Source organism: Micromonospora sp. LOL_021 (genome assembly GCF_048060215.1).
Lineage (GTDB): Bacteria > Actinomycetota > Actinomycetes > Mycobacteriales > Micromonosporaceae > Micromonospora_E.
On sequence record NZ_JBHMIN010000001.1, the window covers coordinates 343,426 to 358,708 of the forward strand.

At 72.6% G+C, this 15,283-nt stretch carries 13 protein-coding genes; 8 read left to right on the plus strand and 5 right to left on the minus strand.

Annotated features, from left to right (window positions below; translation table 11 throughout):
- Positions 1–33: 33 nt before the first annotated feature.
- The 3 genes from ACFHWT_RS01635 to ACFHWT_RS01645 all read left to right on the plus strand — a co-directional run bounded on the left by ACFHWT_RS01635 (position 34) and on the right by ACFHWT_RS01645 (position 2,756).
- Positions 34–267, plus strand: a complete 234-nt coding sequence (locus ACFHWT_RS01635) for a hypothetical protein (RefSeq protein WP_416592794.1) — start codon at positions 34–36, stop codon at positions 265–267.
- 108 nt (positions 268–375) lie between these two features.
- A complete protein-coding gene (locus ACFHWT_RS01640; RefSeq protein ID WP_416592795.1) occupies positions 376–1,635 on the plus strand; it encodes a M48 family metalloprotease in 1,260 nt (419 codons plus the stop codon).
- Positions 1,632–2,756 carry a glycosyltransferase family 4 protein gene (locus ACFHWT_RS01645; RefSeq protein ID WP_416592796.1) on the plus strand — a complete coding sequence of 375 codons (1,125 nt, stop codon included), beginning with the start codon at positions 1,632–1,634 and terminating at the stop codon, positions 2,754–2,756. The genes ACFHWT_RS01640 and ACFHWT_RS01645 overlap by 4 nt, the downstream gene beginning before the upstream one ends.
- A gap of 59 nt (positions 2,757–2,815) precedes the next feature.
- Here ACFHWT_RS01645 and ACFHWT_RS01650 read toward each other — a convergent pair whose 3' ends face one another.
- From ACFHWT_RS01650 to ACFHWT_RS01670, 5 genes are all read right to left on the minus strand, one after another.
- Complete coding sequence (locus tag ACFHWT_RS01650) at positions 2,816–4,597, minus strand: putative bifunctional diguanylate cyclase/phosphodiesterase (protein ID WP_416592797.1); 1,782 nt, start codon at positions 4,595–4,597, stop codon at positions 2,816–2,818.
- Complete coding sequence (locus ACFHWT_RS01655) at positions 4,590–5,399, minus strand: SAM-dependent methyltransferase (RefSeq protein WP_416592798.1); 810 nt, start codon at positions 5,397–5,399, stop codon at positions 4,590–4,592. Before ACFHWT_RS01655 ends, ACFHWT_RS01650 begins: the two co-directional genes overlap by 8 nt.
- A 178-nt stretch (positions 5,400–5,577) precedes the next feature.
- Complete coding sequence (locus ACFHWT_RS01660) at positions 5,578–6,246, minus strand: response regulator transcription factor (RefSeq protein ID WP_123602728.1); 669 nt, start codon at positions 6,244–6,246, stop codon at positions 5,578–5,580.
- Between the two features lie 7 nt (positions 6,247–6,253).
- Positions 6,254–7,894: a GAF domain-containing sensor histidine kinase gene (locus ACFHWT_RS01665; RefSeq protein WP_416592897.1), complete on the minus strand. Its 1,641-nt coding sequence runs from the start codon at positions 7,892–7,894 to the stop codon at positions 6,254–6,256.
- Between the two features lie 71 nt (positions 7,895–7,965).
- On the minus strand, positions 7,966–9,762 hold the full coding sequence (locus ACFHWT_RS01670) for an AMP-dependent synthetase/ligase (protein WP_416592799.1): 1,797 nt from the start codon (positions 9,760–9,762) through the stop codon (positions 7,966–7,968).
- A 172-nt stretch (positions 9,763–9,934) separates the two neighbouring features.
- Between ACFHWT_RS01670 and ACFHWT_RS01675 the strand changes: the two genes are divergently transcribed.
- The 5 genes from ACFHWT_RS01675 to ACFHWT_RS01695 all read left to right on the plus strand — a co-directional run bounded on the left by ACFHWT_RS01675 (position 9,935) and on the right by ACFHWT_RS01695 (position 15,276).
- Positions 9,935–10,396, plus strand: coding sequence for an SRPBCC family protein (locus ACFHWT_RS01675; RefSeq protein ID WP_278170342.1), 462 nt, complete (start codon positions 9,935–9,937; stop codon positions 10,394–10,396).
- 824 nt (positions 10,397–11,220) lie between these two features.
- A complete protein-coding gene (locus tag ACFHWT_RS01680) occupies positions 11,221–12,168 on the plus strand; it encodes an ROK family glucokinase (RefSeq protein WP_416592898.1) in 948 nt (315 codons plus the stop codon).
- Between the two features lie 24 nt (positions 12,169–12,192).
- Positions 12,193–13,020: an endonuclease/exonuclease/phosphatase family protein gene (locus tag ACFHWT_RS01685; RefSeq protein ID WP_416592800.1), complete on the plus strand. Its 828-nt coding sequence runs from the start codon at positions 12,193–12,195 to the stop codon at positions 13,018–13,020.
- A 37-nt stretch (positions 13,021–13,057) separates the two neighbouring features.
- Positions 13,058–14,461 carry a flavin-containing monooxygenase gene (locus ACFHWT_RS01690; RefSeq protein WP_416592801.1) on the plus strand — a complete coding sequence of 468 codons (1,404 nt, stop codon included), beginning with the start codon at positions 13,058–13,060 and terminating at the stop codon, positions 14,459–14,461.
- Complete coding sequence (locus tag ACFHWT_RS01695) at positions 14,458–15,276, plus strand: alpha/beta hydrolase (RefSeq protein ID WP_416592802.1); 819 nt, start codon at positions 14,458–14,460, stop codon at positions 15,274–15,276. The genes ACFHWT_RS01690 and ACFHWT_RS01695 overlap by 4 nt, the downstream gene beginning before the upstream one ends.
- Positions 15,277–15,283: the final 7 nt, after the last annotated feature.

The window sequence follows — 15,283 nt, forward strand, 5'->3', positions numbered from 1 at the left end:
CGTTCGACCGCACCGCCACGTGAGGAGACGACCATGCTGATCGACTGTGACACCTGCGCCGTCGAGCGCGGCCCGAGCTGCCGGGGTTGCCTGGTCAGTGCCCTGATCGACAGCCCGGACGCGGTGGCCCACCTGGACGCCGGCGAGCGGTACGCAATCGAGGTGTTCGCGCGCGCCGGGTTCGACGTCGAGGTGCTCGGCGGGCCGACGGATGCGGCGCGCGGCCGCCGGCAGCGCCGGCCCCGGTCCCGAAGACAGGTCGCCTGAGGGATCGACCGGTCCGCCTGACAGGATGCGGTCTGTCGCCCGAGCGCGGACCGGGACCGCGCCGGCACACCTAGGATGGTCGGGCGACCGGCCGGCGAGAGGAGCCTGATGACGCCTCGCGCATGGGCGCTGGTCACCTTCGTCGTCCTGGTGGTGGCGGTCGTCGTCGCAGCGGCCGTGCTGGTGCCGTGGCACCGGCCGCCGGTGCCCCGCGCCGACCAGCTCGCCGCCCTGCGTGAGCTGCCCGTCGACCAGGTCGAGCGGGGGCGGGCCCTGCGGGCGGCGTTGCGCCCGGGGCGCTACGGCGCGATGCTGGCCGGCCTGCTGGCGGCGCTGCTGCTCGGATTCACCCCGGTCGGTGCCCGGCTGGTGGCGGTCGCCGGCCGGCCGTTCGGCGACCACTGGGTCGCCCAGGCGCTGCTCGGTGGGCTGCTCGTGGTGTTCCTGGCCGACCTGCTGACCCTGCCGTTCGCCGCCTGGCGGCACCGGATCCTGACCGAGCACGGGCTGGCCACCCAGGGCTGGGCCGGCTGGGGACTGGACCTGGTCCGGTCGTACGCGGTCGGCGCGGTCATCGCGACGGTGGCCCTGCTCGGCTTCTACACCGTCGTCCGGCTCGCCCCCCGCTGGTGGTGGGCGCTGGCCGCGACCGGCGCGGCCGCCCTGGTGGTGCTGCTGTCGTTCGTCCTGCCGGTGCTGGTCGAGCCGGTGTTCAACAAGTTCACCCCGATGCCGGACGGTCCGGTGCGCACGCAGCTGCTGGAGCTGGCCGAACGCGACGGTGTCCCGGTGCGGGACGTGCTGGTCGCCGACGCGTCCCGGCGTACCCGCGCGGTCAACGCCTACGTGTCCGGGTTCGGTCCCACCCGGCGGATCGTCGTCTACGACAATTTGCTGCGCGAGGCGCCCCCGGCGGAGCTGGCCGCCGTGGTCGCCCACGAGCTGGGCCACGCCCGCGCGCGCGACGTGCTGACCGGCACCGGATTGGGCGCGCTCGGTGCCGCCGCAGCCGTGGTCGGGCTGTACCTGCTCGGCGGCTGGCGGCCGGTGCTGCGGGCGGCCGGCGTCGCCGACATCGCCGAGCCGCGGGCGATCGCCCTGCTGCTGGCGGTGGTCACGCTGGTCGGCCTGGTGGCGACACCGGTGCAGGCGCTGGTGTCGCGCCGGGTCGAGGTCCGCGCCGACGCGCACGCGCTGGCGCTGCACGGTGATCCGGCGGCGTACGCAGCGGTGCACCGCCGGCTGTCCGCGATCAATCTCGCCGATCCGGATCCGCCCCGCTGGGAGTACCTCTACTCCGCCACGCACCCGTCGACCGTGGAACGGATCGCGGCGGCCCGCAGGTACGCCGACCGGGCGGGCCGATGAGCCGTACCCTGCTGGTCACCAACGACTTCCCGCCACGACCCGGCGGCATCCAGTCGTTCGTGCACAATCTGGCGCTGCGGCAGCCCGCGCAGACCATCGTGGTCTACGCGTCGAGCTACGACGGTGCCGAGCGGTTCGACGCCGACCAGCCGTTCGAGGTGGTCCGTAACCCGACCGGCATGCTGCTGCCCACACCGGCGGTGGCCCGGCAGACCGCCGCCCTGGCGCGGGCCCGGAGCTGCGACACGGTCTGGTTCGGCGCGGCCGCGCCGCTCGGGCTGCTCGCCGGCGGCCTGCGTCGACGGGCCGGGATCAGCCGGGCGGTGGCTTTGACCCACGGGCACGAGGTGGGGTGGGCCGCGCTGCCCGGCGCGAGGTCGATGCTGCGCCGGATCGCCCGCGCCTCCGACGTGGTGACCTACCTGGGCGAGTACACCCGGGTGCGGCTGGACCGCGCGGTCGGCGGGCTGACCGAGCTGCGTCGGCTCGCCCCGGGGGTGGACACCGATGCCTACCATCCGGGCGTCGACGGCGGCGAGGTGCGCCGCCGGCACCGGTTGTCGGACCGGCCGGTGGTGGTCTGCGTGTCCCGGCTGGTGCCCCGCAAGGGTCAGGACACGTTGATCCGGGCCTGGCCGCTGGTACGGCGTCGGGTGCCGGGCGCCGCGTTGCTGATCGTCGGCGGTGGCCCGGACCGCAGCCGGTTGCAACGGCTCGCCCGGCGCGCCGGGGTGGCCGACGACGTCACCTTCACCGGGGCGGTGCCCTGGGCGGAGCTGCCGGCGCACTACGCCGCCGGGGACGTGTACGCGATGCCCTGCCGCACCCGTCGCGGCGGGCTCGACGTGGAAGGCCTGGGTATCGTCTACCTGGAAGGATCGGCGACCGGGCTGCCGGTGGTGGCCGGGTCTTCCGGCGGCGCGCCGGATGCGGTCCGCGACGGCGAGACCGGGTACGTCGTGAACGGCCGGGACCCGAGCCAGCTGGCCGACCGGCTGGTGGGCCTGCTGACCGACCGGGAGCTGGCCCGGCGGATGGGCGCCGCCGGTCGGGCCTGGGTGGAGCGTGAGTGGCGGTGGGACACCCAGGCGCAGCGGATGGCGTCGCTGCTGGCCGGTTGAGCGGCGTGACCCCCGGCGGCGTCGCCTGGCCCTCCTGCGGTGGCGGGCTGCTTGCGGCGTCAGCCGAGTCGTTCGGTGATCCCGTCGGCTGGTCCGGGACGGCCGAAATGCCAGCCCTGGGCGGCGTCGCAGCCGATCGCCCGGAGCCGCTCGGCCTGCCCCGCGGTCTCCACTCCTTCGGCGGTGACCGTCAGCCGCAGCGTGTGGGCCAGCGTCACCAGGGTGAGCAGGATGCTCTCGTCGGTCCGGTCGGTGCCCGCCGGGGCACGGAGTCCTTCGACGAACTTGCCGGCCAGCTTCAGCTCCTGCACCGGCAGCGAGCGGAGGTAGGACAGGTTGGAGTAGCCCGTCCCGAAGTCGTCGATGGCGATCCGTACGCCCAGATCGGCCAGCTCGCGCAGGGTGCGGACCGGTCCGTCGGCGGTGCTCATCAGGGCGCTCTCGGTGATCTCCAGCTGCAGCCGGCCGGCCGGTAGCCGGGTGTCGGCGAGCACCTCGGTCACGTGCCGGACCAGACCGGGGTCGTTGACCTGCCGGACAGCCAGGTTGACGCTGACGAACGGGGCGTTCGCGCTGCGGTCCAGCCAGCGCCGGGCCTCCCGGCAGGCTTCGGCCAGCACCCATGACCCGAGCCGGACGATCAGCCCGGAGTCCTCGGCGAGGGAGATGAACCGGTCCGGACCGAGTACCCCCATCGTCGGGTGCCGCCAGCGGACCAGCGCCTCGACGCCGAGCAGCGCGCCGCCGGCGAGCGCGACCAGCGGCTGGTAGTCCAGGAAGAACTCGCCCCGGTCGAGAGCGGCGGGCATCGCCGCGGACAGCGCGTACCGGGCCAGCTGGTGGTCGTTGCGCACTGGATCGAACAGCGCCCACCGGCCCTTGCCCGCCGATTTCGCCCAGTGCAGGGTGACGTCGGCGGCCCGCATCACCTCGCTCGGGGTGGTGCCTGCGACCGTGCGCTCCACGATGCCGATGCTGGCGGTCACGGTCAGCTCGTGGCCGTCGACGACGACCGGTTCGCCGATCGCGGCGAGCGCGGCCTCGGCGACCTTGAGCACGTCGTCGGTGCAGGTGGTGTCGGCGACCAGGATGACGAATTCGTCGCCACCGATGCGGGCCACCAGGTGTTCGCCGACGCCACGGCGCAGCCGCTCGGCGACGGAGATCAACAGCAGGTCCCCGATGTGGTGGCCGAGGGTGTCGTTGACGATCTTGAAGCCGTCGAGGTCGACGAAGCAGACGCCGAGTCGGCGTCCGTCCCCGCCGGTACGCCCGGCCTTGCTGAACACGTCGTCCAGCCGCTGGGTGAACAGGCTCCGGTTGGGCAGGTCGGTGAGCGGGTCGTGGGTGGCCCGGTGCCGGTATCGGGCCTCGCTCTCCCGCAGCGCGATCTCGGCCTGCTCCCGGGCGACCAACGCCGCGCGGCGGATGGTCTCCTGTTCGTCCAGGGTGCGGTCGCGCAGCGCCCGGGTGTAGCCGGTGGCGATACCGCCGAGCAGCCGTGCCATCCGGTCCGGCATGTCGGGGTCGTCGATGTCCAGGTCGCGCAGTAGTCGCAGGTCGAGTACCTCAATGGTGCGGCCGAGCCCTTCCGCCGAGGCGATGTGCGCGGCGACCAGTTCCGACCCGACCTGGTAGCCGACCCGGACGGTGAACGGCTCGGCGCGCAGCGCCGTGACGAGCCGTACGGTCAGGTCGCCGAGAAACGCCTCCAGCTGGGCCTGGGTCAGCGGCAGGTAGCTGGTCCCGGTGACCGCCTTGGCCCAGGCCCGAGCGACGGTGGCGACGCCCGGTGGCCGTCCACCGGGCGGATCGGCGGCCGGCCCGGACTGCTCAGCCACCGAGTCGGCCTACCCCGCCCATGAAGACGGCACGCTCGGCGTCCTCGGCCGCCTCGGGAGACTCGGGGCGCCACTGCGGCACCCAGACCACGCCCGGCGGTAGCAGGTCGAACCCGTCGAAGAAGCTGGTCAGCGCGGCCCGCGACCGGATGTTGAGCGGGTTGTCGGTGCGCCGGTAGATCTGGTCCGCCTCGCGGCGTTCCTCGTCGCTGCGGCCGTCGTCGCTGGCCTGCGACAGGACCAGATGGCTGCCGGGCGCGAGGGCGGCGCGCAGCTCGGCCAGGATCCCGGCGGGGTCGTCGGAGTCCGGCACGAAATGCAGCACCGCGACGATCAGCACCGCGACCGGCTGGTCGAAGTCGAGTAGCTTGCGCACCTGGGGATCGTGCAGGATCCGTTCCGGGTTGCGCAGGTCCTCCTGCAGGATCGTGGTCCGGTCGTTGCCGGCGAGGATCTCCCGGCTGTGTGCGACGGCGACCGGATCGACGTCCACGTAGGCGACCTTCGATTCCGGTGCCAGCCGTTGGGCGATCTCGTGTACGTTGCCCACGGTGGGGATACCGGAGCCGATGTCAAGGAACTGCCGGATTCCCGACTGGACGAGGAATTGCACGACGCGGCGCATGAAGGCCCGGTTCGCCTGGGCCATCAACGGGGCATCGGGAACGGCCGTGATCATCGCCTGGGCGGCGGCCCGATCGGCGGCGAAGTTGTGTGAGCCGCCGAGGTAGTAGTCGTACATTCGGGCGACGCTCGGCCGCTCGACGTCGATGCTCTCCGGTGCCCAGTGCGGCCGATCCATTTTCGCCCCTTTTGTCCATTTCTGGCCGTTTGCTGGCTGGCTGGTGGCGCTAGCCATTGTGCCCGCTGCGTGCCCGGGCATCCAGAGCGTCCGAACCGTGCGGTTCCCGCCCGCACCGAGCAGACTCGCCGTGGTCGACGTGGGCCGGCCCACCCGTCGCCGGCACCACGTGACCAGGTCAGAACTTTGGAGCGTCCGGCGCCTCGAGCAGACCGAGGCGTAGCGCCGTCATCAGCGCCTGGGCCCGGTTCGCCGCGCCGAGCTTCTCGTACAACTTGGAAATGTGCGTCTTCGCCGTCGACTCGCTGACGAACAACTGCTTGGCGATCCCGGCCACGCTCATCCCGTCGGCGAGCAGGCGCAGCACCTGGCCTTCCCGGGGGGACAGTTGCGGTCCGGACGGCGCGAGCCGGCGTTTCATCGCCTCGGCCAGGTCAGCCGCGGTGAACGCGCTCGGCGAGGAGGCCGCGTGCCGGGCCGCCGCGACCACCTCGTCCGCCGGTGCGGTCTTCGGCACGAACGCGCTGGCCCCTGCCTCGAGCGCGCCGAACAGCTGGTCGTCGCCGGCGTACATGGTCAACACCACGATGCCCATCGTGGAGCTGGACTTGCGCAGCGCCCGGGTCGCTTCGAGGCCGCTGCCGTCCGGCAGCCGCAGGTCCATGATCACAACATCTGGTTGCAGGGCGCCCGCCTGGCGTACACCCTCGGCCGCCGTCGCGGCCTCACCGACGACCTCGAACTGGCGGTCGCGCTCGAAAGCGTGCCGCAGGCCCTTCCGGATGAGGTCGTGATCATCGACAAGCAGGACCTTGGTCCGGGTGGTCGGTGTGGGGCTGGTGGTCATGCTGTGGCTACTCCCCTTCTGGTGCTGTCACGCTATCGCGCACGCTATCGCGCCGGGGCGAGGTTCCGAGCACCACTGCCACGGTCGTTCCGCTCGGGTGTCGTGGCCTGATCTCCAACCGGCCCCGGATACGTTCCGCTCTCTCTGCCATGATCGCAAGACCGTACCGCCCATCCGGACGCTGGTCCGCGATCCCCTGACCGTCATCCGACACTTCTATTTGCGCGTACGGCGGGTCAATGTCACACGTGACCCACAGATTCGCGGCACCGGCATGCTTGCGCGCATTGGTAATCGCCTCCTGCGCGATGCGCAGCAGTTCCGCCTCGGTGGCCGCTGGCAGCCGGGCCCCGGACTCGTCCAGCGACAGATGCACCCGCAACCGGCCGGACGATCCGACGGTACGGGCGTACTCGGCGATCGCGGCCGCCAGCCCGCCGTGCCGGTCCACCTCACTGCGCAGCTCGAACAGGCTCAGCCGAAGCTCGGTGATCACCCGGGTGACCTCGCCGCGCAGCGTCCGTAGGTCCTCGGCGGTCTCGTCACTGCCCTCCGGCAGGGTGGCCAGGGCGTTGTCGATGCCGTAGCCGACCATCACCAGCTCCTGAGCCACCCCGTCGTGGATCTCCCGGGCCAGCCGTTGCCGTTCCTCGTTCGTGGCCAGCGACCGGACCTCGTCGAACAGCAGCGCGGCCTCCAGCCGCAGCGCCGCCGGGCGGGTCAACGCGGTGATCCGGCCGACCACCGGCGGTGGGTAGGCGTTGGCGCTGTCCGTCTCCAAAATCACCAGACCGACCGTGCGCACCCCGGCGACCAGCGGCACCACCAGCGCCGACACGTCACCGCCAGGATGCGACCGGGCCTGCGATCGGGCCGCGGTCTGCGGCAGTTGGCTGGCCCAGGCGTCGGCGATGGCCGAATCGGCATCCAGGGTCGTCTCCCAGTCGACCCGATCCAGACCGGCCTGGGCGAGCACCACCAGCCGCCCCCCACCGCTGCCGGAGAGCACCGCAGTGCGACCGGTCGGCGCCACCGCCCGCAGTTCCTCGATCAGATGCTCGGAGATGCTGCCGGGGTCGAGTGTGGCACCGGGCAGCTGCCGCGCGACGCTGCGCAGCTGGGTGAGCAACCGGGTGGCTTCCGCGTACGGGGCCGGCTTGCTCTCCCCACGGGCCTGCATCACCTGCTGCAGGGTGCCGGCGGCCAGGATGCCGAGGCTGGCCAGGATCAGCCACTGCGTACAGACCGCGACGTAGCCGAGCTGGGCCAGCTGCGGTCGGCCGTCGATCGTGGTGAACCACCCGCTGAGGGCCAGGGTGAGCGCGGTGACGCCGAGCAGCGCGGTCGCCTCGCGGGTCCGCCGTTGCAGCACCGCCACCGTCAACGGCACCGACAGGTACGGCAGCATCGCCGAGGCGCCCAGCCCGGCACCGATGGAGCCGCGCAGGGTGGCGGCGGCGGCCACCTCGCTCGTCGCCAGACCGACGATGACGACCTCGGCGAGGCGGCCGAGTACGGCGAGGACCGGATGGCGGGGAACGAGCACCGCCGGGGCGCCGGCGATCGCCAGCAGCGCCACCCAGCGCAGTTCGCCGAGGTCCCGGGTGGTGACCAGGGTCAGCACCGCGACGAGCGCGAGCATGACCAGGCGCGCCACCGCGGCGAGTGGATGCGGACGGGGCGCGTCGGATGTCGGTGCGGACACGTGACGGATGGTAGTCAGCCCCCGTAGATTTCGGCGATCTCGGCTTCGTAGTTGGCGTGCACCACCGCCCGTTTCACCTTCAGCGACGGGGTCAACTCGCCGCTCGCCTCGGTGAAGTCCCGGGCCAGCACCCGGAACCGCCGGATCGATTCGGCGGCCGAGACGGCGCGGTTCGCCTCGTCCACGGCCTGCTGGAGTTCGGCCAGCAGCGTCGGATCGTCGCGCAGGTCGGCGACGGTGCGACCGGCCGGGTGACCGTTGCGTTCCAGCCAGCCCGGCCAGGCGTCCTCGTCGACGGTGAGCAGCGCGGCGATGAACGGCCGTCGGTCGCCGACCACCACGCACTGGCTGACCAGCGGGTGGGCGCGCAACTGGTCCTCCAGCACGGCGGGCGCGACGTTCTTGCCGCCGGCGGTGACGATCAGCTCCTTCTTGCGCCCGGTGATGGTCAGGAATCCGTCGTCGTCGAGCCGGCCGAGGTCGCCACTGCGGAACCAGCCGTCGTCGGTGAGCACCTCATCGGTCTGCTGCCGGTTGTTCCAGTACCCCTGGAACACCAGGTCGCCGCTGATCAGTACCTCGCCGTCGTCGGCGATCCGGACGCTGACGCCGGGCAGCGGCCGGCCGACGGTGCCGATCCGGATCGCGTGCTGCAGGTTGACCGACACCGCCGGTGAGGTCTCGGTCAGCCCGTACCCCTCGTAGACGGTCACCCCGACGCCGCGGAAGAAGTGCGCCAACCGGGCGCCCAGCGGGGCGCCACCGGAGATCGCGGTGCGGCACCGGCCGCCGAGCGCGGCCCGCAGCCTCCGGTAGACCAGCCGGTCGAACACCGCGTGCCGGGTGCGCAGCCCGAGCCCCGGCCCGCCGGGAGTGTCCAGTGCCTCGCTGTAGGCGACGGCCACCTGGTCGGCCCGGTCGAAGATGGCGCCCTTGCCGCCGTCGTAGGCGCGCTGCCGGGCCGCGTTGTAGACCTTCTCGAAGACCCGGGGTACGGACAACACGAAAGTCGGGCGGACGCTGGCCAGGTCGTCGACCAGGTTCTTCGGGTCGGCGGCGTGAGTCATGGTGGCCCGGGCGTGCACCGCGCCGATCTGGATCAGCCGGGCGAACGAGTGCGCCAGCGGCAGGAACAACAGAGTCGACGCGCCCTCGTGGAACAGGTTCGGCAGACCGGGGATCGCGTTGGCGATGTCGGCGTACATGTTCCGGTGGCTGAGCACACAGCCCTTCGGCCGTCCGGTGGTTCCACTGGTGTAGATGATCGTGGCGATGTCGGTGGAGGTCATCTGCTGGCGGCGGAGCTGCACCTGGGCGGGGTCGACGGTCCCGCCCCGGGCCAGGATCTCGTCGAGACCGCCGGTTTCCAGCTGCCACACCTCGCGTAGCGCGGGCAGCCGGTCGCGGACCGAGGCCAGGGTGATCGCGTGCCCGTTGGTCTCCAGCACGCAGGCGACTGCCCCGGAGTCGGCCAGGATCCAGCTGACCTGTTCGGCGCTGGACGTCTCGTACACCGGCACGGTCACCGCGCCGATCGACCAGATCGCGTAGTCGAGCAGCGTCCACTCGTACCGCGTCCGGCTCATCAGACCGACCCGGTCGCCGGCGTTGATTCCCGCGCCGATCAGGCCGCAGGCGACCGCCACCACCTCGTCGCGGAACTCCCGGCAGGTCACCTCCTGCAGCCCGTGGGGTCCGGGCCGGGTGAACTGGACCGCGTCCGGTGCGGTCTCGGCGTTGTCCCAGACCGGATCGGTCAGGTTGGCGGCATCACCGACCGTGACGACCGGTGGTACGGAGAACTCGCGCACCTGCACTCCTTGTGCTCGCGGGCTGAGGCGGACCGGACCGGCGGTGCACGTCCGGCTACCCGCAACCTACCGGGCGACCGATGACCTGCGCGGTCAGCCCGCTGCCGGCGGCGGCCGGACGGTTGTCGGCCACTGGCTTGATCTTGGCCCGGCACCGGGTAGCCTGCCCCACATGGCGGAGTCCTCCACCAAGTCGATCGTCGTCGCCGCGCCCGCGTCCCGGGTGACGGCGGTGATCTGCGACTTCGTGCGCTACCCCGAGTGGACCGAGGCGCTGGACCGGGTCGAGGTGCGCCAGGAGTACGAGGACGGATACGCCCGTGAGGTCCGCTTCGTGCTTGACGCCGGAGTGCTCGCAGACGAGTACACGTTGATCTACGAGTACTCCGAGGACCTGTCCCGGATCGAGTGGCGGCTGGCTGAGCCGTCCCGGATGCAGCGCCGGCAGGACGGTGCGTACGACATCGAGGACAACGGGGACGGAACCACCACGGTGACCTACACGCTGGAGGTCGAGCTCTCCGTCGGGATGCTCGGGATGTTCCGTCGCAAGGCCGAAAAAATGATCATGGATGCCGCCCTGACACAGCTCAAGCACCGAGTGGAACAGCTCGGTGCGACGGAGACAGGCTAGGGGGCGGGCCGACGGTGGGAACAGATCCTCGCTCCGCGCGGGCGGAAGCGGAACGGTTGGTGGCGACCGCGTTGGCGATGGCGCAGCTGGCGGCGCGCGGCCAGCGGCTCGGTGCTGGCGCCGCCGGCGGCCTCGGCCTGCTGCGTGACCTGCTGGGCGGCACCGGTCCGGTCGCCACCGGCGACCCGGCCTGCTGCGTCTGCCCGGTCTGCCGGGCCATCACGGCACTGCGTGATCCCAGCCCGGAGCTGGCCGACCGGCTGGCCGCCGGTGCCGGGGACCTCGCCGCCGGAGTCGCCAGCCTGTTGCGTGCCCTGGCCCCGGACCGTCCGGCTGACCCCGCGGCGGCCCCGGACCGTACGGCTGACCCCGCGGCGCCGCCGGAGCCGGCAGCCGGTTCGCCGGCTGCGGATCCCGCCGGCCCGCCGCCGAATCGGCACGATCCGCCGACCGGCCGGATGACCTCGGACGACGAGGTCTGGCGCCAGGCCACCTGGACCATGGATGATTCGGACTCAGCGGGTGATCGGGACGTCTGGTCGGCCGCGACGAACGCCCCCGTCGACGTCGCCGGGACAGGCGCACCACCAGCCCAGGGCCGCTCCGGCGGTCCGGCGGTGACCGCCCCGGCGACACCCGGCGCGGATGCCGCCGGGGCGGAGCCGGACCGGTCGGGTGCCACCCGGCCGGACCACGGCCGGCGGGACCTGATCCGGCCTGATCCGGCACCGTCCGGCCGGACGACTGCCCCGGCGGTGGACAGCCGCCGGACCGGACCCGGTGCGGACACCGCGCGAAGAGCACAGCAGAGGGGAGCGGCAGCGGTGACGCTGACCATCGGAGTCGACATCGGTGGCACCAAGGTCGCCGGCGGGGTCGTCGATCCGGACGGAAAGGTCCTGGCCCGGACCCGGCACGAGACGCCGGCCGACGACGTGGCCAAGACCCGGGACGTGATCATCGAGGTGGTGCTCGAGCTGGCGGCGAACCACCCGGTCGGCGCGGTCGGTATCGGGGCTGCCGGATGGATCGACGCGCATCGATCAACTGTGCTGTTCGCCCCGAACCTCGCCTGGCGGGACGAACCGCTGCGGGACTACGTGAGCGCGGCGGTCGACCTGCCGGTGATCGTCGAGAACGACGCCAACGTCGCGGCCTGGGCAGAGTTTCGGCACGGCGCCGGCCGGGACGCCGCCGACTCGATGGTCATGTTCACCGTGGGCACCGGCATCGGCGGCGGCATCGTGTACGGCGGCGAACTCGTCCGCGGTGCGCACGGCATCGCCGCGGAACTCGGCCACATGCTGGCGGTCCCGGACGGACATCAGTGCGGCTGCGGCCGGCAGGGCTGTATCGAGCAGTACGCCAGCGGCAACGCCCTGGTCCGGTTCGCCCGTGCCGGCGCCCGGCAGGAACCGGACCGGGCGACCAAACTGCTCGCCCTGGCCGGCGGCGACGCCGAGGCGGTCACCGGGCCGATGGTCACCACCGCGGCCCGGTCCGGTGACCCGGTCTCCTGCGAGGCGTTCGCGCAGATCGGGCGTTGGCTCGGCATCGGCCTGGCCGACCTGGCGCAGATCCTCGATCCCGAGGTGATGGTGATCGGTGGCGGCGTGGTCGACGCTGGTGAACTGCTGCTCGGCCCCGCTCAACGGGCGTACACCGACGCGCTGGCCCAACGGGTCCGCATCCCGGTGGCCGAGGTGCGGCCGGCCGAACTGGGCAACGCCGCCGGGGTGGTCGGTGCGGCCGACCTCGCCCGGCGGATCTGAGCCCATCGGGCCGAGGAGGAGACTGTGACGGCTGACCAGACGACCGCGCCGCAGCGGCCCGGTGTGCGGCTGCGGGTGCTCACGTACAACATCCACGGCCAGCGTGACGACCGGGCCGCGCTGGCCGAGGTGGTCCGCCAGATCGCACCGGATGTGGCGATCCTGCAGGAGGCACCGCGCCGGTGGCGGTGGCGTACCAGGTCCGCCGCGTTGGCGAACGCGTTCGACATGGTGGTCGGAGCCGGTGGGCCACCGCCGTTGGGCAACCTGGTGCTGACCACGCTGCGGGTACGGGTGAGGAGCACCTGGTCGGTCCGGTTCCCGCTGACGCCCGGCCGGCACCTGCGCGGCGCGGTGTTCGCCCGCTGCGCGGTCGGCCCGGCCCGCTTCGTGGTAGCCGGGTCGCATCTGTCCACTGACCCGACGGAGCGGCCGGCGCAGGCCCGGCTGCTCCGCCAGGCCTGCGCCGAGGTCGATGCGCCGGTGATCCTCGGTCTGGACGTGAACGACCAGCCGGCGAACCCCGACGGCCCGCCGTCGCCCGGCTCCGACACCCGGCTTGTGCCCGGCTCCGACACCCCACCGCCAGGCGACACCGGTGAGGCGTGGCGGTTGGCCGCCGCCGGATTCACCGACGCCGCTGCCGCCGCCGGGTCGGGCCGGGCCGGCACGTTCCCGGGCCGCGACCCGCGCCGACGGATCGACGCGATCTTCGTCGATCCGCGGATCGAGGTGGCCGGCTGCCGGGTGGTGGACACCCCGGCGGCGCGGCGGGCGAGTGACCATCTTCCGGTCGTTGCCGATCTGGTGCTCACCGATCCGGCACCGGGACTGGACAAGCGGGGCGGCTAGCCGGCACGATTTCGCAGCCGTACGAAGGAGATTGCCGGTGTCTACTTCCGCTGACTACGACAGCCCCACCACCGGTGCCGACCGGTGGCGGGACGACCGCCCGATCTCCGAACAGGGTGAGAACGTCTGCGTCATCGGTGCCGGGGCGAGCGGGTTGTGCGCGGTCAAGAACCTGCGCGAACAGGGGTTCGGGGTCGACTGTTACGAGCGGGAGACGGGCGTCGGCGGTGCCTGGAACTGGCGCCACGACCGCAGTCCGGTCTACGCCAGCACCCATCTGATCTCGTCGAAGCCGTTCAGCCAGTACCCCGACTTCCCGCTGCCGGACAGCTGGCCCGACTACCCGCACCACAGCCAGCTGCTGGCCTATCTGGAACGCTACGCCGACCATTTCGATCTGCGCCGGCACATCTGGTTCGGCACCGAGGTGGTACGGGTCGAACCGGCGCCGGGGGACCGGTGGGACGTGACGACCCGCAGCGCCGGCGGCAACGGTGCCCAACGCACTCAGCGCTACGCCGCCGTGGTCGTCGCCAACGGACACAACTGGGCACCCCGGTTGCCCGACTACGAAGGACTGTCCGATTTCACCGGGCAGGTGATCCACGCGTCGGCCTACCATGACGCGACCCAGCTGCGCGGCCGGCGGGTACTGGTGGTGGGCGGCGGCAACACCGGCTGCGACATCGCGGTCGAGGCCGGGCAACAGGCGGCCCGCTGCTGGCACTCCACCCGCCGGGGCTACTGGTACACCCCGAAGTACCTGTTCGGCCGGCCGAGTGACCAGGTCCACGCAGGGCTGCTCGCCTGGCGTCTGCCGCGCTGGCTGCGCCAGGGAGTTCTCCACCGGCTGCTCCGGTTGGTCGTCGGTGACCAGACCCGGTTCGGGCTACCGGCTCCGGAGCATCGGGTGTTCGACGCCCATCCGGTGGTCAACAGCCAACTCGTCCTGCACATCGGGCACGGTACGGTCCGCCCGGTGCCCGACGTGGCCAGGTTCCGCCGGCACACCGTGGAGCTCACCGACGGCACCGAGGTGGATCCCGACCTCGTCGTGCTCGCCACCGGTTACCAGCCCCAGTTCGACTTTCTCGACCCGCGGGTACTCGGCGTCGACGCGGATGGCCGGCCCCGCCTGCACCTGCACGCCTTCGTTCCGGGACACCCGACGCTGTCGGTGGTCGGGCTGGTGCAGGCGGAGTTCGGGGTTTTGCCGCTGGTCCACTGGCAGAGCGTGGTGGTCGCCCGGTGGCTGCGTGCCCGGTCGGCGGACCCGGCGGCCACCGCGGCCCTCGCCGCCCGGATCGAGGCCGGCGCGGGACGGCCCTGGCACGACGCCAAGGCGACCGACCCGGCCCGGCGCTGGTTCGAGGTCAGCCACGTCACCTACCTGCGCGCGCTGCAGGAGACCCTGGACAGTCTGGAGGTTGCGGCCCGATGAGTCGTACCCTTGCGGCCCAACGCATCGTCCGTACCCGGGAGTGGGCCAGACCGGTCCCGGCGGTGCGTCGCGAGGTGCTGCACGCCGACGTGTCGCGCGACGAGGGCCGACCGCCGCTGCTGTTCGTGCCCGGGTTCGGGCACGGCGCGTGGGTGTTCGCCGAGCACTGGCTGGAGCGGGCCGCCGAGCGCGGGTTCCCGGCGTACGCGGTCAGTCTGCGCGGGCACGGGGACAGCGGGACGGCGCCGCGGGCCGACCTGCGGGCGTACGTGCACGACGTGGTGCAGGCCGCAGCCGGCCTGCCCCGGCAGGCGGTGCTGATCGGGCACGGCGCCGGGGCGTTGGTGGTCGGTCACGCGTTGGCCCGCTATCCGGCGCGGGCCGCGGTGCTGGCCGCCCCCGTGCTCGGTGGCTGGTCGCTGCTCGGCGCGGCGCTGCGGCGCAATCCGTTCGGCACCCTGCCGGCCGTCTTCGGCGGGGCGTTGCGGCTGCGCGCCGGTCAACTGTTCAGCCGGGAGCTTCCGGAGGCCGTCGCGCTGTCCTACGTGGATCGTTTGGGGCGCGCGTCGGTCCGGGCCCAGTGGCAGCTGCTGGTCCGCCAGCGGGTCGAGCCGCCGGTCGGCGATCCACCGGTGCTGGTCCTCGGCAGCCCCGACGACCGCGTGGTGCCGGCTGCGGTGTTGGACCGCGCGGCCCGGCGGTACGGAGGCGCTCCGTTGCTGTTCCCAGGGATGGGTCACGATCTGATGCTCGACGCCCGCTGGACGGAGCCGGTCGACGCGATCCTCGACTGGCTGGACAAGGGCGCCGGCTGACCGCTGG

Coding starts and splice junctions, on each gene's coding strand:
- ACFHWT_RS01660 (WP_123602728.1), bottom strand. CDS start 6,246: ATGACCACCAGCCCCACACCGACCACCCGGACCAAGGTCCTGCTTGTC.
- ACFHWT_RS01675 (WP_278170342.1), top strand. CDS start 9,935: ATGGCGGAGTCCTCCACCAAGTCGATCGTCGTCGCCGCGCCCGCGTCC.
- ACFHWT_RS01645 (WP_416592796.1), top strand. CDS start 1,632: ATGAGCCGTACCCTGCTGGTCACCAACGACTTCCCGCCACGACCCGGC.
- ACFHWT_RS01635 (WP_416592794.1), top strand. CDS start 34: ATGCTGATCGACTGTGACACCTGCGCCGTCGAGCGCGGCCCGAGCTGC.
- ACFHWT_RS01655 (WP_416592798.1), bottom strand. CDS start 5,399: ATGGATCGGCCGCACTGGGCACCGGAGAGCATCGACGTCGAGCGGCCG.
- ACFHWT_RS01640 (WP_416592795.1), top strand. CDS start 376: ATGACGCCTCGCGCATGGGCGCTGGTCACCTTCGTCGTCCTGGTGGTG.
- ACFHWT_RS01695 (WP_416592802.1), top strand. CDS start 14,458: ATGAGTCGTACCCTTGCGGCCCAACGCATCGTCCGTACCCGGGAGTGG.